The 26,221-nt window shown below is 60.9% G+C and carries 21 protein-coding genes, 1 tRNA gene and 1 pseudogene; 13 read left to right on the plus strand and 10 right to left on the minus strand.

Annotation, left to right across the window (positions count from 1 at the left end):
- Window positions 1-185: 185 nt before the first annotated feature.
- Window positions 186-1,616, plus strand: a complete 1,431-nt coding sequence (gene otsA / locus PQQ86_RS04450; protein ID WP_408265109.1) for an alpha,alpha-trehalose-phosphate synthase (UDP-forming) — start codon at window positions 186-188, stop codon at window positions 1,614-1,616.
- Between the two features lie 181 nt (window positions 1,617-1,797).
- Here otsA and PQQ86_RS04455 read toward each other — a convergent pair whose 3' ends face one another.
- The 4 genes from PQQ86_RS04455 to PQQ86_RS04470 form a co-directional block, all read right to left on the minus strand.
- Window positions 1,798-3,252: an MFS transporter gene (locus PQQ86_RS04455; RefSeq protein WP_408265110.1), complete on the minus strand. Its 1,455-nt coding sequence runs from the start codon at window positions 3,250-3,252 to the stop codon at window positions 1,798-1,800.
- A gap of 138 nt (window positions 3,253-3,390) precedes the next feature.
- Window positions 3,391-3,894: a YbhB/YbcL family Raf kinase inhibitor-like protein gene (locus tag PQQ86_RS04460; protein WP_054035050.1), complete on the minus strand. Its 504-nt coding sequence runs from the start codon at window positions 3,892-3,894 to the stop codon at window positions 3,391-3,393.
- Between the two features lie 196 nt (window positions 3,895-4,090).
- Window positions 4,091-4,537 (minus strand): very short patch repair endonuclease, encoded by a 447-nt coding sequence (locus tag PQQ86_RS04465; protein ID WP_408270078.1) that lies wholly within the window; start codon window positions 4,535-4,537, stop codon window positions 4,091-4,093.
- A gap of 169 nt (window positions 4,538-4,706) precedes the next feature.
- Window positions 4,707-5,612, minus strand: coding sequence for a LysR substrate-binding domain-containing protein (locus PQQ86_RS04470; protein WP_408265111.1), 906 nt, complete (start codon window positions 5,610-5,612; stop codon window positions 4,707-4,709).
- Window positions 5,613-5,766: 154 nt separating this feature from the next.
- On the opposite strand from PQQ86_RS04470, the gene PQQ86_RS04475 reads away from it, so the two are divergent.
- From PQQ86_RS04475 to PQQ86_RS04490, 4 genes and pseudogenes are all read left to right on the plus strand, one after another.
- On the plus strand, window positions 5,767-6,795 hold the full coding sequence (locus PQQ86_RS04475; RefSeq protein WP_408265112.1) for a DUF1338 domain-containing protein: 1,029 nt from the start codon (window positions 5,767-5,769) through the stop codon (window positions 6,793-6,795).
- Between the two features lies 1 nt (window position 6,796).
- Window positions 6,797-9,775 (plus strand): FAD-binding and (Fe-S)-binding domain-containing protein, encoded by a 2,979-nt coding sequence (locus PQQ86_RS04480; RefSeq protein ID WP_408265113.1) that lies wholly within the window; start codon window positions 6,797-6,799, stop codon window positions 9,773-9,775.
- Between the two features lie 296 nt (window positions 9,776-10,071).
- Complete coding sequence (locus tag PQQ86_RS04485; protein ID WP_408265114.1) at window positions 10,072-11,286, plus strand: aminotransferase-like domain-containing protein; 1,215 nt, start codon at window positions 10,072-10,074, stop codon at window positions 11,284-11,286.
- 26 nt (window positions 11,287-11,312) lie between these two features.
- Window positions 11,313-11,570, plus strand: a pseudogene (locus PQQ86_RS04490) (electron transfer flavoprotein subunit beta/FixA family protein); the annotation flags it as partial.
- A gap of 224 nt (window positions 11,571-11,794) precedes the next feature.
- Here the strand turns inward: PQQ86_RS04490 and dcm are convergent.
- On the minus strand, window positions 11,795-13,063 hold the full coding sequence (gene dcm, locus PQQ86_RS04495; protein WP_408265115.1) for a DNA (cytosine-5-)-methyltransferase: 1,269 nt from the start codon (window positions 13,061-13,063) through the stop codon (window positions 11,795-11,797).
- A 276-nt stretch (window positions 13,064-13,339) separates the two neighbouring features.
- Window positions 13,340-13,663: a hypothetical protein gene (locus PQQ86_RS04500; protein WP_408265116.1), complete on the minus strand. Its 324-nt coding sequence runs from the start codon at window positions 13,661-13,663 to the stop codon at window positions 13,340-13,342.
- Window positions 13,664-13,840: 177 nt separating this feature from the next.
- Here PQQ86_RS04500 and PQQ86_RS04505 point away from each other — a divergent pair, with 177 nt between their 5' ends.
- From PQQ86_RS04505 to PQQ86_RS04515, 3 genes are all read left to right on the plus strand, one after another.
- A complete protein-coding gene (locus PQQ86_RS04505) occupies window positions 13,841-14,032 on the plus strand; it encodes a CsbD family protein (RefSeq protein ID WP_035552219.1) in 192 nt (63 codons plus the stop codon).
- A 224-nt stretch (window positions 14,033-14,256) separates the two neighbouring features.
- Complete coding sequence (locus tag PQQ86_RS04510; protein WP_408265117.1) at window positions 14,257-14,478, plus strand: hypothetical protein; 222 nt, start codon at window positions 14,257-14,259, stop codon at window positions 14,476-14,478.
- Window positions 14,479-14,708: 230 nt separating this feature from the next.
- Complete coding sequence (locus tag PQQ86_RS04515) at window positions 14,709-15,416, plus strand: glutathione S-transferase N-terminal domain-containing protein (protein WP_408265118.1); 708 nt, start codon at window positions 14,709-14,711, stop codon at window positions 15,414-15,416.
- 58 nt (window positions 15,417-15,474) lie between these two features.
- Here PQQ86_RS04515 and PQQ86_RS04520 read toward each other — a convergent pair whose 3' ends face one another.
- The 3 genes from PQQ86_RS04520 to PQQ86_RS04530 form a co-directional block, all read right to left on the minus strand.
- The gene (locus PQQ86_RS04520; RefSeq protein ID WP_093643810.1) at window positions 15,475-15,684 is read right to left on the minus strand and encodes a hypothetical protein; all 210 of its coding nucleotides are present in this window, start codon (window positions 15,682-15,684) and stop codon (window positions 15,475-15,477) included.
- A gap of 225 nt (window positions 15,685-15,909) precedes the next feature.
- Window positions 15,910-15,984: transfer RNA gene (locus PQQ86_RS04525), tRNA-Arg, on the minus strand.
- Window positions 15,985-16,216: 232 nt separating this feature from the next.
- The gene (locus PQQ86_RS04530; protein WP_097391768.1) at window positions 16,217-16,408 is read right to left on the minus strand and encodes a rubredoxin; all 192 of its coding nucleotides are present in this window, start codon (window positions 16,406-16,408) and stop codon (window positions 16,217-16,219) included.
- 325 nt (window positions 16,409-16,733) lie between these two features.
- Between PQQ86_RS04530 and PQQ86_RS04535 the strand changes: the two genes are divergently transcribed.
- The 5 genes from PQQ86_RS04535 (at window position 16,734) to PQQ86_RS04555 (ending at window position 24,897) form a co-directional block, all read left to right on the plus strand.
- Window positions 16,734-17,135, plus strand: coding sequence for a DUF4399 domain-containing protein (locus PQQ86_RS04535; protein ID WP_097391769.1), 402 nt, complete (start codon window positions 16,734-16,736; stop codon window positions 17,133-17,135).
- A 237-nt stretch (window positions 17,136-17,372) separates the two neighbouring features.
- Window positions 17,373-19,304 (plus strand): ATP-binding cassette domain-containing protein, encoded by a 1,932-nt coding sequence (locus PQQ86_RS04540; protein WP_408265119.1) that lies wholly within the window; start codon window positions 17,373-17,375, stop codon window positions 19,302-19,304.
- A 450-nt stretch (window positions 19,305-19,754) separates the two neighbouring features.
- Window positions 19,755-21,740 carry a DNA topoisomerase IV subunit B gene (locus tag PQQ86_RS04545; RefSeq protein ID WP_408200679.1) on the plus strand — a complete coding sequence of 662 codons (1,986 nt, stop codon included), beginning with the start codon at window positions 19,755-19,757 and terminating at the stop codon, window positions 21,738-21,740.
- Window positions 21,741-21,807: 67 nt separating this feature from the next.
- Complete coding sequence (parC, locus tag PQQ86_RS04550; RefSeq protein ID WP_408265120.1) at window positions 21,808-24,132, plus strand: DNA topoisomerase IV subunit A; 2,325 nt, start codon at window positions 21,808-21,810, stop codon at window positions 24,130-24,132.
- A 306-nt stretch (window positions 24,133-24,438) separates the two neighbouring features.
- Window positions 24,439-24,897 carry a CopD family protein gene (locus PQQ86_RS04555; protein WP_408265121.1) on the plus strand — a complete coding sequence of 153 codons (459 nt, stop codon included), beginning with the start codon at window positions 24,439-24,441 and terminating at the stop codon, window positions 24,895-24,897.
- A 12-nt stretch (window positions 24,898-24,909) separates the two neighbouring features.
- On the opposite strand, the gene PQQ86_RS04560 is transcribed toward PQQ86_RS04555, so the two are convergent.
- Entirely contained in the window at window positions 24,910-26,118 is a 1,209-nt protein-coding gene (locus PQQ86_RS04560) for a chromate transporter (protein WP_408265122.1), read from the minus strand.
- Between the last annotated feature and the right edge of the window lie 103 nt (window positions 26,119-26,221).

The following is a 26,221-nucleotide window of genomic DNA, read 5'->3' on the forward strand; positions in this document are numbered from 1 at the left end:
TTCCGGTTTCGTCGCACAAAGCAGAAAAAACTCCCTCGCGGCGCTCTGATACCGCGCGTTTCTGCTCGTTTGTCACATTTACATACATTTTTATTTTCAGCATCTCATAAAACGGCACACGACTTGCGTGCACCTCTTTGGCACATATCCGTATGCAACGAAACAACTGACTAGGTGGAGCACCAATGAGCAGACTGATCGTGGTATCGAATCGTGTGGCGCCGACCCAGGAAGGCCGTCCCGCAGCAGGTGGCCTCGCGATTGGCGTGCTGGACGCGTTGAAGGAAACCGGCGGAGTCTGGTTCGGCTGGAGCGGTGAAACGGTAAGCGAGCCGTCCGCACCGGTGATCGAAAAGCAGGGCAATGTGACGTACGCGACGGTGGGCCTCACCAAGCGCGACTATGACCAGTACTATCGCGGCTTTTCCAACGCGACACTGTGGCCGACGTTCCACTATCGCAACGACCTGTCGCGCTACGACCGGCAGGAATACGCGGGCTATCAGCGCGTCAACGCAACGCTCGCGAAGCAGCTAAAGGATCTGCTCAAACCCGATGACATCATCTGGGTGCACGACTATCACCTGCTGCCGTTCGCGCGCTGCCTGCGTGAGCTCGGCGTGAAGAATCCCATCGGCTTCTTCCTGCATATTCCGTTTCCGGTTCCAGAAGTACTTCGTACCATTCCGCCGCACGAGGAATTGGTCAAGGCGATGTGCAGCTACGACGTGGTCGGTTTCCAGACCGAAGCGGACCGCCAGTCGTTCGTCGACTTTATCGAGCGCGGCCAGCATGGCACGTCGAGTGAAGACGGCATGGTGCACGCCTACAACCGCTTCCTGAAGGTGGCTGCGTACCCGATCGGCATCTATCCGGACGCGATCGCCAAGGCCGCCGAGCAGTTCACCGACCGCAAGCCGGTGCGCAGCCTGCGTGACGGCATGCGCGGGCGCAAGCTGATCATGAGCGTCGACCGCCTCGATTATTCGAAGGGTCTGGTGGAGCGCTTCCAGGCATTCGAACGGCTGCTGCTGAATGCACCGGGCTGGCACGGACGCGTGTCGCTCGTGCAGATCGCGCCGCCGACACGCGCGGATGTGCAGACGTATCAGCGCATTCGTCAGACGCTGGAGGGCGAGGCCGGCCGCATCAACGGCCGTTTCGCGCAACTCGACTGGACGCCGATTCTGTACCTGAACCGCAAGTACGAGCGCAATCTGCTGATGGCGCTTTTCCGTCAATCGCAGGTCGGTTATGTGACGCCGCTGCGTGACGGGATGAACCTGGTCGCGAAGGAGTACGTCGCATCGCAGGATCCCGCCGATCCGGGCGTGCTCGTTCTGTCGCAGTTTGCCGGTGCGGCCGAGCAACTGCCGGGGGCGCTGGTCGTCAATCCGTTCGATCTGTCGCAGATGGCCGAGGCGCTGGAGCGTGCGCTGTCGATGCCGCTCGCCGAGCGTCAGGCGCGTCACGCGGACATGATGGCGCCGATGCGCGAGAACAATCTGTCGGTCTGGCGCGATACGTTCCTCGGCGATCTGCGCAACGTTGCGACCGCCTCTTCGGTGACGGCCAAAGCGGTAAAGCTCGCTGACGTGACGGCATCGTCGTCGTAGTCGTATCAACGACGGCGCGAGGCCTTCAGGACCCGCGCGTGCTGGTCACGTCGAACTGTTTGGACAAGGGTGAAGCATTGAAAAAGGGCGCGGACCGCAATATGCGATTCGCGCCCTTGTTGTATCCGGGGCAGGCGGATAGCCGGTTCAGGCCGGTCATGCGCCTAGGCCTGCAACGCACTCACGCCGCTTGCACGTTCACGCGCTGCCTCACGCGCATCATGCTGACCACGGCGGCGACCGCTGAAAAGCAGGCTGCCACATACAGCACGATAGTCGGCCCATTTTGCGGTGCGATGCCGAAGATCAGCGCGACCAGCGCCGCACCAAGCGTCTGACCGGTCAGGCGTGCGGTGCCGAGCATCCCGCTCGCACCGCCGCTGCGCTCGCGTGGCGCGGCGGACAGCATGGTCCGATTGTTCGGCGACTGGAAGATCCCGAAGCCCGCGCCACACAGCGCCATGCGCCACGCGATCTGCATGGGCTCGGGATGCGCGCCGAGGGTGGCGAGCAGCAGCAGGCCCACCGTCATCGCAACGAGTCCGACGCCGCCCAGCCAGCCGGACGACACCTTGTCCGACAGCACGCCGGCAATCGGCGCGGCGATGATGATCACCGCCGGCCACGGCGTCATCAGCAAACCGGTTTCTACCTGCGACAAACCCAGTGTGTCCTGCAACAGAAAGGGCAACGACACGAACGCCAGCATCTGCGCGCAGAACGAACACACCGAGGTGCCGATCGACAGGGCGAACACCGGAATCCTCAGCAAATCGATCGGCAGCAGGGGCGCAGGTTGAGTCAACTGGCGGCGCACGAAGAAGTAGCCGATCACAACCGCAACTATCGCCTCAGCGACGACCCAGCCGATGTGCTCGCCGTGACCGAGACCGTCGATTGCAAAGATCAGCAGGCCGAACACGAACGCGTTCATCACCGCGCTCAGATAGTCGTACGGCGACTCGTGGCCGGGATTCATCGGCAGCGCCTTGAAGCCGCCGACAATCGCCGCGATCCCGATCGGCACATTGATTGCGAACAGCCACGGCCACGAGGCGACAGCGAGCACGCCGGAGGCGACCGTCGGCCCGACCGCGGACGATACCGCAACGACCATCGCGTTGATCGCAACGCCGCGTCCAAGCTGCGAGGGCGGATAGATCATGCGCACGAGCGCCGTGTTCACGCTCATGACGCCCGCCGCGCCGAAGCCCTGGACCACCCGGGCGAGCGCGAGCGTCGGCAGCGAGGTGGACAACGCGCAACCGAACGACGCCACCGTGAACAGGATCAGCCCGGCCAGATAGATACGCCGGTAGCCGATGCGATCGCCGAGCGACGCAAGCGGCAGCAGTGAAATGGTGATGGCGAGCTGGTAAGCGTTGACGACCCAGATCGAGCCGGCCGCGCTTGCATGCAGATTGCGCGCGATGGTCGGCAGCGCCACGTTCGCGATTGCGCTGTCGAGCACCGCCAGTGTGAGGGCGAGGGCGATAACCAGCATCGCCCAATAGCGTTGCGGAATCGGCAAGCCTTGTTCGGTGCTGTCCGCAAACGGTGTACCGGCGGAGAGAGGGGCGGCGGGGGCGGCATCGGCTGGCATCGAACCGTCCTTGCGCGATGGTTGTGGTTGCATCGTTCTTTTGATTTGGAATGTGGCGGCGCATCGATCCTACGATGAGCCACGCGCGCTGCGTGCCGCCCTGGAAAGGCAGGATGGCACGCAGCGACGATGCCGGCGCTGCGTCAGCGCACCGGCATCGCGTCTCACGCGTTATTTGAGTTCGTACAGACCGGTGTGGGTGGTCGAGTCGAGTTCGTTCAGATGCGTCATGAAGCGTGCGACCGCGTTCGTGGTCTCCGCATTGATCGGCAGATGCGGCACCTTCAGCGCGTGCAGGCGGAAGATGTAGCGATGCGTCTTGTCGCCGCGCGGCGGCGCCGCACCGCCGAAGCCGACTGTGCCGTAGTCGTTGCGCAACTGCAGTGCGCCTTGCGGCAGCAGCGAGCCATCGGTTTTGCCGGCGTTGCGCGGCAGCGATCGGGCATCAGCCGGAATGTTGACGACGACCCAATGCCAGAAGCCGCTGCCGGTAGGCGCGTCTGGATCGTGAACGGTGAGTGCGAAGCTTTGGGTATCGGCCGGCGGCGCATCCCACTGCAACGCGGGCGAAATGTTCTCGCCGTCTACACCGAAGGCCTTGTCGTGGTATTCGTGGGCTTTCGGCATAAAGCCGTTGGTGGGGAAATCGTCGGACCAGAGACGGAAATCAGCCATCATGTGCCTCCCTTCTTGAGTGGTTCTGGGATGGTCGGAGCGTGTTCTTTTTGCTACCGGCTCGCCATTGAGCTGCCGGCCAGCTGCTGCCTGATTGCTGCAGCATCGGCACGCAAAAACTGCCCCGAGCTAGCCAATCGAGTGTATCACCAGCGGCTCCGGAGTTCCCTCCAGCCGGGCAGGCTACAAGCAGCTTTCAGTCGCGCTCCTCGAAGCTCGGCACGTCGCTCTTCAACCACTCGACGAGTCGCTGCAATACGCCCTCGATATCGCGATTCGCACCACGCAATGCGCATTCCCATACCACCCCGACGCGCCAGCCGCTGGCGAGCAGCGCCGCGCGAACCTTGCCGTCATTGCTGCGATTGCGGCCGATCTTGTCGCGCCAGAACTCGGGCCGGGTTTGCGGCCATTTGAACAGATGGCAATCGTGACCGTGCCAGAAACAGCCGTGCACCAGCACGACGGCGCGATAGCGCGGCAGCACGATATCCGGCCGGCCTGGCAGATCGCGCGCGTCCAAACGGAAGCGAAAACCCCGACCATGCAGCAGGCTGCGGATCAGGATTTCCGGCTTCGTATTGCGGCCACGAATGCCGGACATCATCCGGCTACGCGTTGCGCTGTCGACGATATCGACCATCGTTAGAGGTTGGGCGGCGGATCGGGCCGCTCCGGAATAGGGCGAAAGGGCTTGCTTCGAACCATTATGCATCGTCTCGGCGAGCAGGGTTTGCACATGCGGCTTCTATTAATGTACGTTTCCAGCAGCATTATCCACCGGGCTCTTCCCCGTAACGCGAAGCACGAAATTACGGCTTCGGCGCCTTATATGCGCCGGCTTGTTCCAGAAGCCATGTCCTGAAGAGATCGAGCGGTTTGCCGTGGCTCAGTTCCGTTGGATAAACGAGGTAGTAGGCGGAGTCTGCGACAGTTGCGGCCTCAAAGGGAATGATGAGGCCAAGTTGCTTCAACTGCCCGTCGACGAAAAACTTTGGTACAAGTGCCACGCCTAGCCCTGCGGCGGCAGCACTGATCAGCATCGTATGGAGTTCGTAGCGTACCCCTTGCATCGTGGAGTTGTCCTCCACGCCGAGCTCCGATAACCATCTTGTCCACGCGTCGGGACGAGTGGTCGAGTGCAACAGCGGGTAGCCAAGCAGCTCGTGGGGCTTCTTGATGGGTTTGGATAAAAGCGACGGCGAGCAGATGGGCACCACCTCTTCCCCGAACAGATAGTCGGAAGAGGTGCCCGGCCACGTCGGCTTTCCGTAGTGAATTGCCGCTTCGAAATGTGATTCCTCGAACGAAAACGTGTCAGTACGCACGCCCATATTTATCCGTACGTCGGGTGTTCGGTCGTTGAAATCTTTCAGGCGCGGAATCAACCACTGAGACGCAAACGTGGGAAGTACTGCGAGTTCGAGATAGCCGCCGCCGCTACCATGAGCGATGATTGACAGGGTATCGCGGTCGAGATTTTCGAGAGCCCGGCGAACTTGTGTGCTGTATAGCCGCCCGGCACGAGTCAGCACCACGCGCTGCTTTGCGCGAACAAACAGGCGGACACCAAGATTGGATTCGAGCGTTGCAATTTGACGCGAGATGGCGCTTTCCGTCAGGAACAGTTCCTTCGCCGCATGCGTGAAGCTCTCGTGCCGCGCAGAAGCTTCAAATGCGAGCAACGTGCCCATGTTGGGAATCTTGAACTTGCGCATGTTAGTTCCTAAATCTCATCAAGTAACAATTTAATCTCGCTTTACGCGATATGCAACCGTTTGAATAATGCAATCACGTACGGCTGACCTTCCTTCGGGAAGCCAGCAGAAGAACAATTTCCGCCTTCCGGTGCTGTGTCCTGTGAGATAAGCGATGCGTAATTCGAACGTTGAACATCTGTTACTGAAGCTGCTTGGCCCCGCAAAGACGGACTCCCTCTTTGCCACCCTGAATTTCCCGACCGTGCTTCAGGACTGGGAGGCCGGGATTGTTACGCGCGCCGAACTGGCGCATGCGATGAACATGGCCTTGTTCGAAGACCTGCTGGACCGCTCGCCGAATGGCCGGATCTACACGAACGATGCAATCGCTAAAGGCGGCTCAGTCTACTTCGACCACGGTGCGCTGCGCACTGTTCGCTGGTCGAAGAATGGCGCACTGCCGCCGGGCGAAGCCGCATTTACCCGAATTCTGCGCCCGCTTGGTTTCAAGCTGAACGGCCGCTACCCGTTGGACAAGCTGGGCATGACCGGACGCGCTTATGTACACGAAGACGCGCCTGACGAGATTGCCCAGTTTTTCGTCAGCGAACTTCACCCGGAACGTTTCTCCAGTGAGTTTCAGCAAGCCGTGACGAACGTCGTGAACACATCGAAGGACCCGCTGACGCCGGCGGCAGTCTCGCAACTATGGGAGCTGGAACGCGACGGCTCGCTGCCGATCGAGGCAGCATACGAACTGCTGCCTGTCATCGTCGGTGCCTTTGCACGGCATCATGAAGTACCGCAAGAAGCGGACTACGAGGCACTCCTGCTTGAGTCGGCCGAAATGGCCTGGATTGCGACGGAAGGCAATGCGTTCAACCACGCCACGGACCGTGTCGAAGATGTGTTCAAGTTGTCCGGCGAAGAGAAGGCGAAGGGGCGGCCGATGAAGCCCGAAGTTGAGCGGTCGCGCTCAGGTCGCGTATTCCAGACTGCTTACCGTGCCGACACGGTCAAGCGCGAGTTTAAATCGCATGACGGAAAAATCGTGACGCGCGACGTCCCGGGTTCGTTCTATGAGTTCATCACTCGCAAGCGCAACTTCGACCAGGCGTCGCGTAGTTGGGCAACTGACCTGCGCTTCGACGCGGGAAATGCCCAAGGGATTTTCAAGATGACCGCGAACGCGGCGAAGTAAAGTGAAGCCCGCTACCGCGTTCCAGGCGAGCAAAGCCCTGCTGCAAGACATTGAAGCTGAGCTTCGGAAAACCCTTCGTGGTGAAGTTCGTTTCGATGCTGGGTCGAAAGCGTTGTATGCCTCTGATGCTTCGAACTACCGGCAGATACCACTAGGTGCCGTGGTCCCTGCTGATGTGGACGACCTCGTCGCAGCGCTTGATGTGTGCCGGCGCAATGATGTTCCGTTTCTCACACGAGGCGGAGGCACTTCGCAGAATGGCCAGTGCGTGAACGTGGCGGTTGTGGCTGACGTGAGCAAGTATGTCAATCGGATCGTCTCTGTGGACGCGGAAAGCCGGACCGCGCTGGTCGAACCGGGCGTTGTATGCGATACCCTGCGCGACGCGGCAGAAGAGCATGGCTTAACCTTCGCACCGGATCCTGCGACGCACAGCCGATGCACGCTTGGCGGAATGATTGCCAACAACTCTTGCGGTGCGCACTCGGTGATGGGTGGCAAGACCGTAGAGAACATCGAAGCGCTGGAAATCGTGACGTACGATGGCGCGCGATTCTGGGTGGGTCCGACCACGGAGCTCGAGCTTGAGGAAATCATTGCGCGCGGCGGCCGGCAGGGAGAGATTTACGCAAAATTGCGAGCGCTGCGCGACCGTTATGCGCGAAGAATCCGTGAGGAGTTCCCACAAATCAAGCGGCGCGTGTCTGGATTCAACCTCGACCAGTTGTTGCCGGAAAATGGATTTAACGTTGCTCGAGCGCTCGTCGGAACCGAAGGGACCTGCGCCGTTACTTTGCAGGCAATGGTACGCCTCGTTTACAGCCCATCGTGTCGCGTTTTGCTCGTGCTTGGCTTCCAGGACATCTACACCGCGGCAGATGGCGTTCCTCACTTCAATCGCTTTTCGCCAATCGCAATCGAAGGCCTCGACCGGGCCATCATTCGTGGTCTGCAAGCGCGCGGACTGAAGAAAGAGGAGATTGCGCTGTTGCCGGAGGGCGACGCCTGGGTCGTTCTGGAGTTCGGAGCAGACACGGTTGCTGATGCCGTAGAACAGGCAAACGCAGCCCATGCTTACTTCATGGCCGGCCACGGCGGTGCCGAGGTCAGCGGTTTTGTCGTCGAAGATAAACAGAAGCAGCAGAAAATCTGGTCGATTCGAGAGACGGGCGCATCTGCCGTTGCACTCTCGGTGGACCCGTCAAAGCCTGACCCGATTGTGGGCTGGGAGGATGCGGCCGTTGACCCGTTGCGACTCGGGGATTACCTGCGCAGGTTTCAGGCGCTCGTGGACCGATTTGGATATGAAACCTGCCTGTATGGTCACTTCGGCGATGGTTGTGTCCATGCGCGCATCACCTTCGATATCCGCACCGGCGAGGGTGTGCTGAAGTGGCGCGGCTTTTTGCGCGAGGCCGCACAACTGGTCGTTGACTTCGGTGGCTCGCTGTCTGGGGAGCACGGCGATGGTCAAGCCAAAGCTGAGTTTCTACCCATTATGTATGGCCCGGAAATCATGCAGGCGATGGAAGATTTCAAGGCTATCTGGGACCCGGCTAATCGTCTGAATCCGGGCAAGGTCGTCCATGCGTATCGCGCGGATGAGAATCTGCGGATGGGGCCTTCATATAAGCCCGTGACGCTTACGACCAGGCTCACGTTCTCAAGCCCGGAAGGCGATGGCATGCAGCGAGCGGTTGAGCGCTGTATTGGCATGGGCAAGTGTCGTTCCCTCGATGGCGGGACGATGTGTCCGAGCTTTCGTGCAACACGGGAAGAGAAGTTCTCCACCCGGGGCCGAGCTCATCTCTTCTGGGAAATGCTCCAGGGCGAAATCATCACCGACGGCTGGAACAGCCCTGAGGTGAAAGAAGCTTTGGACACATGCCTTGCATGTAAGGGTTGCAAATCAGACTGTCCGACGCATACCGACATGGCGTCGTACAAGGCTGAGTTTCTGTCTCACTACTACGAGACTCATCGTCGACCGCGGCAGGCGATGTTCATGGGGAGGATTGGTCAATGGGCACCGCTTGCGAGTCGTTTTCCGTGGTTGACGAATTTCATGACTTCAGCTCGACCGTTGGCTCGTATCAGCAAGTGGGTCGCGGGCGTCGCGCCGCAACGGCATCTGCCGGTATTTGCGCCGCGGACGTTCAGGGCGATGGCCAGGCAGCGGCAGACCGTGGGCAGCCTGGCTATAACCGCACCCACGCAGAAGGTGATTCTCTGGGTTGATACTTTCAACGACCACTTTTCGCCCGAGGTCGCAACGGCCGCACTTGATGTGCTGACTGCGATTGGCTACGAAGTCGTTTTGCCGCGCAAGCGACTGTGCTGTGGTCGGCCTTTGTACGACTACGGTCTGCTTGATGAGGCGCGCGCGTTGCTCCGAAGCGCCGTCGACGAGCTGGCTGATGACATTCAGTCGGGAGTGCCCGTTATCGGGCTCGAGCCCGGATGTTTGTCCGTCTTCAAGGATGAGTTGCTCAAGCAACTCCCTGACGACACGATGGCGAAAAGACTTTCAGAGCAGACCTTCCTGTTTTCCGACTTCGTTGGCCGTGCAGACTACGACTGGCCGGAGCTCGACGCGGATGTTATCGTGCACGGGCACTGCCATCAGAAGTCGATCTTCGGCATGAAGGGTGAGACTGCACTGCTCGACAAGCTCCGCGTGCGATGGACCCTGCTTGATACGGGGTGTTGCGGGATGGCCGGATCGTTCGGGTTCAATGCCGACCATTACGACCTGTCGATGAAAATCGCCGAAGAAAAGTTGTTACCGCTTGTGCGCAGCGCTCCTGCAACCGCAATAGTCGTGACCAATGGGTTTAGTTGCCGGGAGCAGATCGAACAGGGCGCGGGCAGGCAGTCGATTCACATCGCACAACTGGCGCTGAAGGCGCTGAAGCGCGAACACGTTCCTCGGGCGAAGCCAGTGCCGGGCATCACCGGCGACTTGACGCCGATATCGTGAGCCACGGGCTTAGGCGCCGTCTTCGTTGAACCTCAGGAATCGCCTGGTGGCTGGATCGAACGAAGTCCATTTCCCGAGAACGCCTGTCACGTCTGTCTTGATGAGAAATAGGCATCAGGTGGTGAATAGATATCGTTTGCTGGCTGTACTTCGGCTGACCACAATCAAAGCATCAAATTTCATTCGATGCTTTGTGTATCGACGGGCGGTGGCAATGACGCTAGCGGACAGACCATTCGGTTTAGCGCTTGCGGCAAGCAACTGCTGCTATTGCCCGCTCACCAGCCAACCACGACATGTACGAGTTCACCGCTCCTTTTCAAAGCCCGTCCGGTTCACCGATACGGGAGCTGTTCAAGTATCTCAGCGAACCTGGGATGATTTCATTCGCGGGCGGTTATCCAGCCAGCGACCTTTTTGACGTCGAGGGTTTGCAGTCAGCTCAGGCGCGAGCTTACCAGGCGTCAAATCGTTGTCTGCAGTATGGCCCGACGGATGGATTGCCTGAACTGAAGGCCGAGTTAGTGAAGCTGATGGCTCGCCGGGGCGTGACGTGTGCGTCAGAAGAACTGCTTGTGACAACAGGTTCGCAGCAAGGATTGGATTTGTTGCTGCGCATCCTGGTGGCGCCCGGCGATGTTGTTCTCACCGAGCAGCCTGCATATCCCGCGACCTTGCAGGCATTGAAGCTGCAGCAGGCGGAAGTCGTCACGGTGCCGGTGGATGGACATGGCCTTGATGTCGACGCTTTGTCCGCGCTTCTTTCCAGCGGGACTTTCAATCGCCCACGGCTCCTGTACACGGTGCCGACGTTCGCGAATCCGACAGGTGCGACCCTTTCACGGGAACGTCGCCTTGCCCTGCTCAAACTCGCGGTCGAGTACAAATTCCTCATCGTCGAAGACGACCCTTACGGTGACCTGCGCTTCTCAGGTGCGGCGGTTCCATCAATTCTCGCCTTGTCAACAGAAGTGCCGGGTTCGCGCGACTGGGTGGTGCATTTTGCAAGCCTCTCCAAGATTGTTGCGCCCGGGTTGCGAGTGGGCTGGACGGTCGCGCCACCAGAAATTGCCCGCCGGTGTGTCATCGCCAAACAGACGGTGGACCTTTGCAGCGCGCCGTGGACTCAGGCTACGGCAGCCGAGTACCTGGCAGATGGTGCGCTGGAGCGTCATTTGCCGCGTATCACCGGGATGTATCGACGAAAGTGCGACGCCCTGTGCGACGCACTGCGTTCCCAACTAGGCGACGCCATCCGGTTCCATCAACCTGAAGGCGGTATGTTCGTGTGGGCTCGAATCGAAGGTATGGATTCCTCGATACTTCTGCAGGCCGCAATCGACAACAAGGTCCTCTTTGTCCCGGGTAAGGCCTTCTTCGCAGACAAGCTGGACGTTGCATCACTTCGTCTGTCATTTGCTGCACCTGGCGTCGATGAGATTCAGGAAGGTGCAAGGCGGCTGAATGACGCGTACGAAGAAGCGCTGTCAGCAAATACGTTGCGGGTTTAATCGTACGCGTTGAAAAGGAACCGGAAATGAAGGTATTGGTTGCAGTCAAACGGGCGGTGGACCTCAACGTGAAGGTTCGTGTGAAAGCCGACCAGTCAGGCGTTGAGTTCGCCAACGTGAAGATGTCGATGAATCCCTTTGACGAGATTGCCGTTGAAGAAGCGGTGCGCCTGAAAGAGGCGGAGCACGTCACGGAAGTCATTGCGGTTTCTGCCGGGTCCATGCAGTGTCAGGAGACGCTTCGGACGGCACTGGCGATCGGTGCTGACCGAGGTATACACGTGTGCGTTATGAGCGACGCATCCGCGTGCTGATGTACGACACGAAGTGAGGATTTGGCTTTGGACGAGATTGTTGATCAGATCTGGAATTTTCTTCATGATGTCAGGGCTTCGAAGATCGACTACCTCAACTTGCATCCAACTGGCCATGTCCGCGTGAGTCTGGAACTTGACGGGGAGAGGTGGCGTGGAAAGTGGATCGCTCCTTGACTCCCTGACTTCGATCATTATTGCCCTTCATGCTCGCCGTATCGCTCCAGAGCGAGCAGTCCTTTTACATGCGGCAGCATGATGCGCGCCACTTCCCGCATCACCGGCATGACGACGCTGTTGCCGAACTGCCGGTAAGCCTGCGTGTCGCTGACTGGAATTCTGAAGGTATCGGGAAAGCCCATCAGCCGTGCACATTCACGCGGCGTGAGGCGTCGCGGCCGCAACTGCTCGCCTTGATAGACCAGGATCTCCGAGCCGTCCTTGTGATAACGCGCGGAGAGTGTGCGCGTGACGCTGTCGGGATAAGCCATGCCGAAGCCAAAACCATTGCCCGCCGCGCGATGCTTTGCCGCATAGTTTTGCAGATAGGTCCAGAGATTCGGGGTGAGCGTGTACTTCGGTTGCACGCGTTTGCCCGCGTGGTCAAAGAAGCGATCGTGGTCCCACGGCACCACCGGTTCGCTGCCGTCCGTGCGATGCAGGATCGAACCAAGGCGCGGGCCGTTTTCCGGCACACGCAGATCGTCCCAGGAAAACGACGTCTTGCCGCGAAAGCCGACGATGATGATGCGCTCCCGATGCTGCGGCGTGAAATGCTGGCCGTCGACCACGCGGTAGTGCACTTCGTAGCCGAGCTCGTCGCGCAGGGTCTGCAGGATCACGTCGAAGGTGCGGCCTTTGTCGTGCGAGAGCAGATTCTTCACGTTCTCCAGCAGGAACGCGGCAGGGCGCTTTGCCGCGATGATCCGCGCGACGTCGAAAAACAGCGTGCCCTGCGTGGTGCACTCGAAACCGTGCGGCCGGCCCAGCGCGTTTTTCTTGCTGACGCCGGCAATCGAGAACGGCTGGCACGGAAAGCCGCCGAGCAGCACGTCGTGGCTCGGCACTTCTTCGGCGGGAAAGGAGACGATGTCGCCGATCAGCGCATGGTCGCCGCCGGCAGGGTAGTTCTCGCGATAGGTCTTGGTGGAGAAATCATTCCACTCGCTCGTGAAGACGCAGTCGCCGCCGTGCGCCTCGAAACCCATGCGAATGCCACCGATGCCGGCAAACAGATCGATGAAGCGGAACTGGGCGTCGCCGGTGACCGAGCCGGCCTTCGTCCGGCCGCTGGTATGCAGCAGATCGCGCAAGGCCGGTTCGAGCATCGACGGACACGGTGTCTCGCCTTTTTCCCAGCGACGTACCGTCTTGATGTCCTTACCGACGTGCGCGGCGATTTCGCGTTGAGTGAAGCGGGCGCGCGCCTGTCTGAGCAGGTCGAGCGGTGCGGCGAGGGTCACGGATGTCCTTGCTGGGAATTTTTGCGGACATTATGACCTAAGGTCGTCCCTTTTTCCTATTTTCACTGAGTGTGAGCAGAAAATTTCCGGTTGCACGAATACCGTTTTCGCCTAAATGCGAGTGTCACAGTTGGACATGTAGGCTTACAGCGTGACGCGAAATCCCCGCGTTGCGACGTGTTCAGGCCGCGACAGGGTTCGCGGCCTTTTTTTAGCTGGGGAGAGTAGGGCTGACCGGTGCGGAAGACCGGCCGTCAAGACTTGCAGCGCGTCAGATCAGAGATGACGGCTGGCGGCGAGATGCCGCGTCTGGAACGGGGCGGCGGTTGCCGCGGCCGACCCGTTCCAGACTGGCGGGGGTTCGGCTTCGAACTGGTCCAACTGCAGCAGGAGGCTGTCGACCGCGCACAGCTGTGCGTGGGACAGATTGCCGGTGTCGAGCAATTGGTACAGACGCTTGCGCCAGTAGACAACCGGCAGAATCGGTCCACCCAGATCGCCTTGTAAAGACGGTCGCATCACGCGCCCAATATGCGCGATATCCTGGTCGACCAGCGCCGCCTGGGATGACCCCGTTAGCGTAATGAGTGTCCGTTCCATAGCCCCTCCATGGCACCTTTACGGCAAGTCGCGGCGGGACTTTAGGGCTTTTTTGAAATATTTTTCGCGACTGGCTTCATTGGGCAAAACGGGCCGGCGGCCGGCGCGGGCACACCTGTTGCTGAATCGGGATACTGGCGTAATGATGCGCCGGCATTCCAGATATCGGAGCCGAACATGAACAAGGACCAGGTAAAGGGCGTAGGCGAGCAGATCAAGGGGAAGGTCAACGAAGCCGTCGGCAAGGCCACCAACAACCCGGGTAAGGAGCTTAAAGGCGACCTTCAGCAAGGCGCCGGCAAGGTGCAAAAGGCCTATGGCGACGCTAAGGAAGACGCCAAGGACAATGCAAAGCGCAACGCACCGTAATTCGGCTCGCGGTGTTGTTTGACGGAAAAGGCGCTTCGGCGCCTTTTTTTGTTTTTATCGGGCCTGGGTGCCGTGCTCTGGCTGTTGGGAGTTAGTGCCTAGCCGCCGGGCGCAGGGTGTGGCGCCGTTTTGGCCTGGGAGTAACCCGGGTTTCGGCGCCGCGGACGCTCCGCACGCCGTGCGCCGCCTTTAGACTTGGCGCATCCAACACGTAGGAGGCGCCTATGACACCCGAAAAAGTGCTTTCGATGTTCGAACGGCAGTACCTCGAGGGCAAGACGCCCGTCGACCTCGAATCCATCTGCGCGAGTTTCGCCACCTGGCTGGCAGCGACGTGGGACCAGCATGATGGCGAGCAGAAGACGCTGCTGCTGACGATCGGCGCAGCATTGTGGCGCGAAGGGTATAACCTGCGCGCCGGTACGGCCACCAAGGATTTGTGGTGAGCCTGAGCGCCTTTGTGTGGTTAGGCGGTGGGGAAAAGCGTCGCGTGGCAATGTTCGCGTTGGGGTGATTCGAGGCGACCCGCACTGCGGCGCTCACGCACGCGTTCTGCCGAGTCGGTTTATATTTGGCGGTCGCGTGTTCGGGTCTTTCCTTTCGGTCTTCCGGCCGATCGCTGGTTCCCGATTCCCATTTTCAGCCGCAGCTTTCGCACAAGGGTTACACCATCACCATGACCGATCTCTCCGCCTTCCCGATCACGAAGAAATGGCCTGCCGAGCATCCGGACCGGATTCAGCTGTATTCGCTGCCGACGCCCAATGGCGTGAAGGTGTCGATCATGCTCGAAGAGACCGGGTTGCCGTATGAGCCGCACCTTGTGCGCTTCGATACGAACGACCAGATGTCGGCGGAGTTTCTGTCGCTGAATCCGAACAACAAGATTCCGGCAATCATCGATCCGAACGGTCCGGATGGCAAGCCGCTGCCCCTGTTCGAATCCGGCGCGATTCTGATCTATCTGGCGGACAAGGCAGGCAAATTCATTCCGCAGGATGCCGCTGGCCGTTATGAAGCGATTCAGTGGGTGATGTTCCAGATGGGCGGCATCGGCCCGATGTTTGGCCAGGTGGGCTTCTTCCACAAGTTCGCCGGCAAGGAATACGAAGACAAACGCCCGCGCGATCGTTATATCGGTGAGTCGAAGCGGTTGCTTGCGGTGCTGGATCGGCAGCTTGAAGGACGCGACTGGATCCTGGGTGATCAGTACTCGATCGCCGATATCGCGACTTTCCCGTGGGTGCGTAATCTGGTTGGCTTCTACGAAGCAGGGGATCTGGTCGGGATTGACGACTTTTCGAATGTGAAACGGGTGCTGGCGGCGTTCGTTGCGCGTCCGGCGGTGGCTAGGGGATTGGATATTCCGAAGCGGCCTGCGTGAAGGGGTGAGGGTGGTTTGTGCTGCGACTGCGGTGTGATGGCGAGACCCGTTGCGGCGGTCAGGGCAGCTCGGCCGGGTTGCCGCCCATTGCTCGGTAAAGGTCGCGCACAAACTCCTCGCTGACAACGTTCCACTCGGGTGAAGCATAGAGGACGTCTTCCGGATTCTTCTTGCCCCGTGCGTGACGCAGCGTGCGCACGGTCAATTCGAGGGCCATCGCTTCTTCATATAGAGGGTGGCCAGGGCGGAGGCGGTCGTCGTTTTCCATGCCTGATTTTCGGCGGGCGCGGGGAATACTTTAGGTGTTGGTGGGAGGTGCGGGTTTATATGCTGCATGGATTCCGTGGGTGGGATCGGGCGGCACGAAAGGCGGCGGGGGACTTGGCTTCTGCCGTTCCGTACTCGGTAGCCGTGTGGGTAATGACGGAGGCAAAAAAGCCCCGCCAGGCAATGCCGGGCGGGGCTTTTTTTGAAGTGTTCTGATGTTGCTGATTGGTCCCCCCGACAGGAATCGAACCTGTATCTAGCGCTTAGGAGGCACTTGTTCTATCCATTGAACTACGGGGAGAGGACCAAACCAAAACAACCGCTGCAATCCCGCCGACAAACAACTCCAGGCAGGGACCAGGCGAGTCCAAATTCGCCAGCGAGCGCAGAGTATATCAAACACGCCTTTCCACGAGGAGGGCTGCAAAGCCCGCCCCACAAAGCAAACGGCCCAGCGGGCATCACCCACTGGGCCGCGTGAACCGCCCGGCGCACTACATCAAGCAGCGCACCCCCGGCTCAATCGATCTCATTCAGAATTCCACCACCGCAAACTCCGCCTTGCCTACATCGCACAGCGGGCAGCGCCAGTCGTCCGGAATCGCGGCGAAGCGCGTGCCCGGGGCGATACCTTCTTCGGGAAGGCCTTCTTCTTCGTTGTAGATCCAGCCGCAAATCAGGCAGACCCAGCTCTTATATTCAATCAGTTCAATTACTTCGCTCACGACGTACTCTTCTTTGGTTCAGTGCATTGATCCGCCCAGTCTGCCCCTTTTTTGGGCATGGCGGCGACCCGCAATATTACCGGAATTTGTCAATCGGACCGCTATTTACCCATGCGGCATCGCCGCAAAGCGCCTGAGACATGTCCGGGCCCGCGCGACGGACCCGTCATACACAGCGTGTATGCTTTGATCCGCAGCTAGTTGTTTGGACAGGTGCGCCGGGCGCCTGGCATGCATTGCGACGATTGGCCTCAGGCGACTCGCGCCACGATCAACGCCTGCGTGGCCCGCGCATGACTCTTGTTTCCCAAAAAGGAGAAAAACGATGTTTAAAAACAAATGGTTGGCCGGAACTGTATTGGCCGGGTTGCTCGCGGTATCGGGCGCGGCGCAGGCCGCAGGCGTGTCTTTCGTGCAGCCGGCGGACGGCGCGACCGTCACCAATCCGGTGCACGTGGTGTTCGGTGTCGACGGCATGAAGATCGCGCCGGCCGGCACGATGACGGACGGCACGGGCCATCATCATCTGTTGATCGACGGCAAGCCGCTTCCCAAGGGTGAAGTGATTCCCGCCACCGACAAATCGCTCCACTTCGGCAAAGGCCAGACCGAAACCGATCTGACGCTGCCGCCGGGCGACCATACGCTGACGCTGCAATTCGGCGACGGCGCACATCGTTCGTATGGCCCCGAAATGAGCAAAACCATCACTGTGCACGTGAAGTAACGCGACGGGTGAGGCGGCTGGACGTGCGCGAGCGCCGTCCGGCCGCGTTTTCCGTTTTATATCCTGGCTTGCGCAGGGCTTGAACGCAGTCGGATCCGGTCTGCATCGGGCTTGCGTCCGGTTCGTCCCCGTTTTGCAAGCGGGCCATTCGGCCTATCTCTTCCGGCATACAGGCACCCGCCCGCGCGCCCGGTACAATGAGCAGTTCCGACTCATCGCTGTCTTCTCCAATTCTCCATGTCGCTTTACACCATTACCGGAGCCCAACTGGCGTTCGGTCACGTCGCGTTGCTCGATCACGCGGATTTCTCTCTCGAAGCGGGCGAGCGCGTTGGGCTGATCGGCCGTAACGGCGCGGGCAAGTCGTCGCTGCTGAAGATCGTCGCCGATCTGACCAAGCCGGACGACGGCCTCGTCACGCGCCAACAGGGCCTGACTTCGGTCTACGTGCCGCAAGAGCCGGAATTCGATACGGACGACACGGTGTTCGAAGCGGTCGCCGCCGGCCTGACCCACGCCCGCGAGCTGCTGGATCAATACGACGCGGTCGCCAATCAGCTCGCCGACGAGCCGGAAGGCCCGGAGCACGACGCGCTGATGTCGCGCATGAACACGCTGCAATCGGAGCTCGACCATTCGGACGCCTGGAACTGGAGCACGCGCGTGGCCACCACGCTGCAGCAGATCGGTCTGAATGGCGAGGCGCGGGTCGGCTCGCTGTCGGGCGGGATGCAAAAGCGCGTTGCGCTGGCGCGCGCGCTGGTCGTGCAACCGGACGTGCTGCTGCTCGACGAGCCGACCAACCACCTGGACTTCGACGGCATCCGCTGGCTCGAGGAACTGCTGGTCTCGCTGCGCGCGGGTCTGCTCTTCATTACTCACGATCGCGCGTTTCTCGACCGTGTCGCCACGCGCATCGTCGAACTGGATCGCGGGCGTCTGCTGTCGTATCCGGGCAATTTCAGCGCCTACCAGACCAGGAAGGCACAGCAGCTTGAAGTCGAGCAAGTGGAAGCGGCCAAGTTCGACAAGCTGCTCGCCCAGGAAGAAGTGTGGATTCGCAAGGGCGTGGAAGCGCGCCGCACGCGCAGCGTCGGCCGTATTGCGCGGCTCGTGGAGATGCGCAACGAACGCGCCGAACGCCGCAACGTGCTGGGCAACGTGAAGCTCGATGTGGGCCAAGGTGAGAAGTCCGGCAAGATCGTCGCCGAACTGACTGACGTCACCAAGCGCTACGGTTCGCGCACGGTGGTCGACAACTTCACGGCCACGGTGATGCGCGGCGACAAGATCGGCTTTGTCGGTCCGAACGGTGCGGGCAAGACCACGTTGCTGAAGATGATCCTCGGCGAATTGCCGCCGGACGAAGGCACGGTGCGTGTCGGCACCAATCTGCAGGTCGCGTACTTCGACCAGATGCGCGCGCAGCTCGATCTGGACAAGAGCCTGGCCGACACGATCAGCCCGGGTAGCGAGTGGGTCGAAGTCAACGGCCAGAAGAAGCACGTGATGAGCTATCTCGGCGACTTCCTGTTCGCGCCGGAACGCGCGCGATCGCCGGTCAAGTCGCTGTCGGGCGGCGAGCGTAATCGCCTGCTGCTGGCGCGTCTGTTCGCGCGGCCGGCCAACGTGCTGGTGCTCGACGAACCGACCAACGACCTCGACATTCCGACGCTCGAACTGCTCGAAGAGCTGCTTACCGAATACGACGGCACCGTGCTGCTGGTCAGCCACGATCGCGCGTTTCTGGATAACGTCGCGACCTCGGTGATCGCGTCGGAGGGCGGCGGGAAGTGGCGCGAATACGTCGGCGGTTTTACCGATTGGCAGATTCAGCGCGACCGCTCGCAGCGGATGGCGCAGGAAGCGCAGAAGGAAGCAGCCAAAGAAGTGGCGGCGAAAGACGGCGGCGCAAGCGGCGCGAGCCGCAATACGCAGCGCGCGGCCAAGCTGTCGTTCAAGGATCAGCGCGAACTCGAGGCGTTGCCGGCCAAAATTGCCGCGCTCGAAGCGGAGCAGAAAACCATTGGCGCTCAACTCGAAGACGGCTCGGTCTTCGCGAAAGACGCTCAGGAGGGCACGCGTCTGACCGCGCGCTACGCCGCGATCGACGAGGAATTGCTGATCGCGCTGGAACGCTGGGACGAGTTGGAAAACAAGCGCAAGTAATACGCGGGGGCGGCGCGATCCGAGGTTGCGCCGATCTCATGCCGCGGTGGGGGGCCGCAGCTGTGCAGTGGTCCCGTCGCAGTTTTTTCACGGTCCCGTAGCGGTCTTATCGCGGTCACATAATTGGCCGCGCCCGAGCGCCGGCCCTTATCCAAACGGCCAATCCTGCAGGTCGTGAATTGCCCCCTGTATCGAAATCAGTAAAATACCCCGCGAACAGGCTTCCCCCGGCGTTCGCACCGGCTGGCCGTTGCCGGGCTGTAGAGCCCGCATCGAGCCGCCGTCGAGCGCGCCCATGGGAAGCCAGGCGATAAAACACGTTGCCCGCACTGCGGGCAACCTACCTAACCCCGTTGTTTCGTTTCGCTTTTTTTGAAAACTCAACGCATTGTCCACGGACCTGTCCACAGGACCTGTGGACAACGATGAACCGACGCACCCGAGTCAACCATGTCTACGAAAAAGCCAAACGCCGCGTATAGCGAAGCGTCGATCAAGGTGTTGAAGGGCCTGGAGCCGGTCAAGCAACGGCCCGGGATGTACACCCGCACCGAAAATCCGCTGCACATCATTCAGGAAGTCATCGACAACGCGTCGGACGAGGCCCTTGGCGGCCACGGCCGGCAAATCACGGTCACGCTGCACACGGACCATTCGGTCTCGGTCGAAGACGACGGCCGTGGCATTCCGTTCGGCCTGCATCCGGAAGAAGGCGTGCCGGTCGTCGAGATCGTTTTCACGCGCCTCCACGCGGGCGGCAAGTTCGATAAAGCCGCCGGTGGCGCGTACACGTTCTCGGGCGGCCTGCACGGCGTCGGCGTGTCGGTCACCAATGCGCTGTCTACTCGTCTCGACGTCACCGTATGGCGCGACGGCAAAATCGCCGAGCTGAGTTTTGCCAACGGCGACGTCGCCAGGCAGCTTGAAGTACGTCCCGCGACAAAAGGCGACAAGAAGTCCGGCACGCGTGTCACCGCGTGGGCCAATCCGAAGTACTTCGATTCGCCGAACCTGCCGCTCGGCGAATTGCAACGTCTGCTGCGCTCGAAAGCGGTGCTGTTGCCGGGCGTCGAAGTCACGCTCATCAACGAGAAGACCGGCGAAACGCAAACCTGGAAATACGAAGACGGTTTGCGCGGTTATCTGCTCGAGGGCATGAACGGCAGCGATCTGCTGATCCCGCTGTTCGAAGGCGAGCGCTTTGTTGAAAACTCGCGCGCCAGCGAAGAGACGTTTGCTGAAGGTGAGGGCGCCACGTGGGTCGTCGCGTGGAGCGAGGAAGGCACGCTCATGCGCGAGTCGTACGTCAATCTGATTCCGACGCCCGCGGGCGGCACGCATGAATCCGGTTTGCGCGACGGTCTGTTTCAGGCGGTGAAGAGCTTTGTCGAGTTGCATAACCTGCAACCGAAGGGCGTGAAGCTGCTGGCGGAAGACGTGTTCGCGCGCGTGTCGTTCGTGTTGTCGGCAAAGGTGCTCGATCCGCAATTCCAAGGGCAGATCAAGGAGCGCCTGAATAGCCGAGATGCGGTGAAGCTGGTGTCGTCGTTCTCGCGGCCGGCTTTGGAGTTGTGGCTGAATCAGCACGTCGAGCTTGGCAAGAAACTCGCGGACCTCGTCATCAAGCAGGCCCAGGCGCGTACGCGTGCTGGCCAGAAGGTCGAGAAGCGCAAGAGCTCGGGCGTGGCCGTTCTGCCGGGCAAGCTGACCGATTGCGAATCGACGGAAATCGGCCGCAACGAACTGTTCCTCGTCGAGGGTGACTCGGCGGGTGGCTCGGCGAAAATGGGCCGCGACAAGGAATACCAGGCGATCCTGCCGCTGCGCGGCAAGGTGCTGAACACATGGGAAACCGAGCGCGACCGCCTGTTCGCCAACAACGAAGTGCACGACATTTCGGTGGCGATCGGCGTCGATCCGCATAGCCCGGACGACAAGGTCGATCTGTCGAATCTACGCTACGGCAAGATCTGTATCTTGTCGGACGCTGACGTCGACGGTTCGCACATCCAGGTGCTGCTGCTCACCCTCTTCTTCAAGCATTTCCCGCAGCTGATCGAGCGTGGGCACGTGTGCGTGGCGCGTCCGCCGCTGTTCCGGGTCGATGCGCCCGCGCGCGGCAAGAAGCCGGCGCAGAAGCTCTACGCGCTTGACGAAGGCGAACTCGAAGCGATCCTCGACAAGCTGCGCAAGGATGGCGTACGCGACACGCAATGGTCCATCAGCCGCTTCAAAGGCTTGGGCGAAATGAGCGCGGAGCAGTTGTGGGACACCACGATGAACCCCGACACGCGGCGACTGACGCCGGTGGCACTCGGCGAACTCGACTATGACGCCACGGTGGCGCGTATGACGATGCTGATGGGCAAGGGTGAAGCGGCGTCGCGGCGCAGCTGGCTGGAAGAAAAGGGCAACGAAGTGGAAGCGGATATCTGAGCGGGCGTTCTTAACAGCGCTCTGCCTTCGCACGAAACTTCACGCCAAACACGGATACGGAATCTAGATGGACGACGATAACACTCTCGACCTTTTCACCGAGCCGCCGCCCCCGGAAGGCGACTTCCTGACGCTCGGCAACTACGCGGAACGCCAGTACCTCGACTACGCAGTGAGCGTGGTCAAGGGGCGCGCGCTGCCTGACGTATGCGACGGCCAGAAGCCGGTGCAGCGCCGCATCCTGTTCGCCATGAACGACATGGGTCTCGGCGACAACGCCAAGCCCGTCAAGTCGGCGCGCGTGGTCGGCGACGTGCTCGGTAAGTACCACCCGCACGGCGACCAGTCGGCGTACGACGCACTGGTGCGTCTCGCGCAAGATTTTTCGATGCGCTATCCGCTGATCGACGGCCAGGGCAACTTCGGTTCGCGCGACGGCGACGGCGCAGCGGCCATGCGGTACACCGAAGCGCGCCTGACGCCGATCGCGAAGCTGCTGCTCGATGAGATCGACCAGGGTACGGTCGACTTCATGAAGAACTACGACGGCGAATTCGAAGAGCCGAGGCTGTTGCCCGCGCGCTTGCCGTTCGTGTTGCTGAACGGCGCATCCGGCATTGCGGTGGGGCTGGCCACGGAAATTCCGTCGCACAATCTGCGCGAAGTCGCCGCGGCGGCGGTAGCGATGATCCGTAATCCGAAGATCGAGCACGCCGAGTTGATGCAACACATCGCCGGGCCGGACTTCCCGGGCGGCGGCCAGATCATTTCGAGCGACGCCGAGATTTCCACAGCCTACGAAACCGGCCGCGGTAGCCTGAAGGTTCGCGCCCGCTGGAAGATCGAAGAGCTCGCGCGCGGCCAGTGGCAACTCGTGATCACCGAACTGCCACCGAACACGGCCGCGCAGAAGGTCCTCGAAGAAATCGAAGAGCAGACCAACCCGAAGATCAAACTCGGCAAGAAGGCGCTCACGCCCGAACAGTTGCAGACCAAGCAGACCATGCTCGCGCTGCTCGACGCGGTGCGCGACGAGTCGGGCCGGGATGCGCCGGTTCGTCTGGTGTTCGAGCCGAAGTCGAGCCGCATCGACCAAACCGATTTCGTCAACACGTTGCTCGCGCATACGAGCCTCGAATCGAACGCGTCGCTCAATATGGTGATGGTGGGCGGCGACGGCCGGCCGCGTCAGAAGGGCTTGAGCGAGATCATCCATGAGTGGATCGCGTTCCGCTTCGCGACGGTCACGCGACGCACGCGTCATCGGTTGAGCAAGGTCGACGACCGGATTCATATTCTCGAAGGCCGGATGATCGTCTTTTTGAATATCGACGAAGTCATTCGCATCATCCGCGAATCGGACGAGCCGAAGGTCGCGTTGATGGCCGCATTCGGTTTGTCGGACCGTCAGACTGAAGACATTCTCGAAATCCGCCTGCGTCAGTTGGCTCGTCTCGAGAAGATCAAGATCGAGAAGGAACTGTCCGAACTGCGCGACGAGAAGGCCAAGCTCGAAGAACTGCTGGGCAGCGAATCCGCGATGAAGCGTTTGCTCATCAAGGAAATCGAAGGCGACGCGAAGCAATACGGCGACGAGCGCCGCACGCTGATCCAGCAGGAAAAGCGCGCCACGTTCGAAGCGCGGGTGGTCGACGAGCCAGTGACAGTGGTGGTGTCGCAGAAGGGCTGGGTCCGCGCGCTGAAGGGCCACGGCCTGGATGTGGCAGGCTTCACGTTCAAGGCCGGCGACGGCCTCTACGCGGCGTTCCAGTGCCGCACGCCGGATACGCTGGTCGCATGGGGCAGTAATGGCCGCGTCTATTCCGTGGCGGTGGCGATGCTGCCGGGCGGGCGGGGCGATGGCGTGCCGGTCACGTCGCTGATCGAACTCGAATCGGGCAGCCACCTGATGCATTACTACGCGGCGTCCGCGGATCAGGCATTGCTGCTTGCGTCGAGTAACGGCTTCGGCTTTGTCGCCAAGGTTGGCGATATGGTGAGCCGCGTGAAGGCCGGCAAGTCGTTCATGACGATCGACGCGGGCGCCGCGCCGCTCGCGCCGATGCCGATGCTGCCGGATGCGACGCACATCGCGTGTCTGTCTTCAGGTGGACGCCTGCTGGTGTTCGGCCTCGACGAAATGAAGACGCTCTCGGGCGGCGGACGCGGTGTCACGCTGATGGCGCTCGACGACAACGAAACGCTGGTGCAGGCGCTGTCCATCAACAAGGCGGGCGTGGTGCTGATCGGCACGCGTCGCGGTGGCCGTGTCGACGAAGAGAAGCTGAGCGGCGCCACGCTCACGCCGCATATTGGCAAGCGGGCGCGCAAGGGGCGTGCGCCTGAGAGCAAGATGAAGCTCGACGGTATGCGTCCGGTACTCGCCGCGTAATCGTAGGTAGTATTTAGTAGTTAGTAGGTGGTAGATAGAAGTAGGTAGAGCCAGGCATGAACGCGGCATGTGCTTTAAAGCGCAAACAGCAGCAACGCGCACCTTGAAGCACACGCCGCGCGCAGTAAAAATCCGGGGTGCAGCAGCGTCGCGGTATCAGACGCGCTGCAATAACAACTACAAAGAATGTTAAGACGCTGTCAGTACATGGAACTGCACGCATAGCGCGCGGTCGAATGCGCTCAATAGCCGCTACAAATATCACTCGTCATAAGCGGTGTGGCGTCATAGGGAGAGGAAAACAACATGAACAAAGCTATCGAACTCGCACTCTTTTTGCATCTGCTCGCAGTCGCCGTGTGGGTGGGTGGGATGGTGTTCGCGCATTTCTGTCTGCGCCCGGCCATTGCCGATCTTTCGCCGCAACTGCGTTTGCCATTGTGGGAATCGGTGTTCGGCCGCTTCTTCAACTGGGTCGCCGCAGCCGTGCTGGTGATTCTCCTCACCGGGGGTTTCCTGCTGACGCAATTCGGCGGCGGTCATGCCACGTGGCCGTTGCATGCCATGGCCGGCCTCGGCATCGTGATGATGCTGATCTTCGGGCACATTCGTTTCGCCGTGTTCCCGCGCATTCGCCGTGCGGTGCAGGCGCAGAAGTGGCCGGATGGCGCGCAGGCAGTCGGTACGATCCGGCGTCTGGTGCTGGTGAATATCGTGCTGGGCGTGGTGACGATCGGTGTGGCGGTGTTGTCGCGCGGGTTCTGACGCCCGGCCGGCCTACTGCATGGAGCCGTAGGCAAGCCACAACCCACATACGACCGCCACGGTCCCGTACACCACATACACCGGCACCTTGAGCTTTGCGAAGCACATGCCGGAGAACAGCGCTGTCACCAGATACACAGGTTTAAACGGCACATGCACCGCGATGCGCAGCACGGCCACCGCCAGAAACGCGGTGGTGACCGCGCGCAGGATCCGCATACCGTGCTCGAAACGCGGATTGGCCTTCAACTGATGCAGATGCCGCTGCGCGAGCACGACGAGGCAGCCCGACGGCACAAAAAGCGCGAGCGTAGCAATCAGCGCGCCTGCCCAGCCATCCACCAGATAGCCGAAGAACGGCACCACATTCAACAGCGGTCCCGGCGACAACGGGGAGAGCGAAAACGCCAAGGTGAAGTCGTTATCCGACACGCCGATCGCCGGCGTGACGAACAATGTCTTAAGTACCGGCAACGCTGAGAAGCCGCCACCGAACAAGGTCATGCCCGCACCGGCCAGCCGTGGCCATAGCAGCGCCAGTTCATAGCGATGCGGCAACGGCAGGGCGAACAACACCAGCAACACGCTCAATGCGGCCAGCATCTGCCAGTCGCCGCGACCAATCGACACCACGATGCGAGTATTGCGAACCGGACTAACGAACCAACCGGTGCCGAAGGCTGCGCCGAGCATTACCACATAGGCCGCGGGACTGCGTGCATAGAAGAGCGCCACGCAACCGATCCCCGCCGCGATCCATTCGAGCTTGCCGCGCACCAGCGCGCGCGTCTGTTTGTACCAGGTGATCGCGATCAGCGTGGCCAGCACCACGCTGAAGTGATTGAGCAGGGTCTGGGAAGCGGCGGCGCGCACGAGCGGCGTGCGATAGAAGATCGCGAATAGCGTCATCAGCATGAAAAAGGGCAGCACGCTGGCGACGCCCGCCACCCAGGCGCCGGCGCGTCCACGCAGCGCATGTCCCAGTTGCACGGCGACATTGCAGCCCACCGGTCCAGGCACCATCCAGGCAAGCGCGATCAGATCGGAAAACGCCACGCGCGAGAGCCGTCCCTCGCGCTCTACGTAGTGGTTTTCGAGTTGCGCCATCAGCGCGAGACCGCCCCACGACAGCGCCGACAGGCCGAACACGACCCGGAACAGCGTCCATAGCGGTTCCCGTTTTCCTCGCCTAACGGCATTCTGGCTCGTGATCGACTGCATGGCGACGCGGGCCCCCGCACGCGGGCGGCCCGCCCTCTGAGATCATTGTTGTGTGTGTATGGGCGCGGCCCGCAGACGGCATCGCGCTGTGACGCAGTACAGC

The organism is Paraburkholderia sediminicola (assembly GCF_046026675.1).
GTDB classification, from domain to species: Bacteria; Pseudomonadota; Gammaproteobacteria; order Burkholderiales; family Burkholderiaceae; genus Paraburkholderia; species Paraburkholderia sediminicola_F.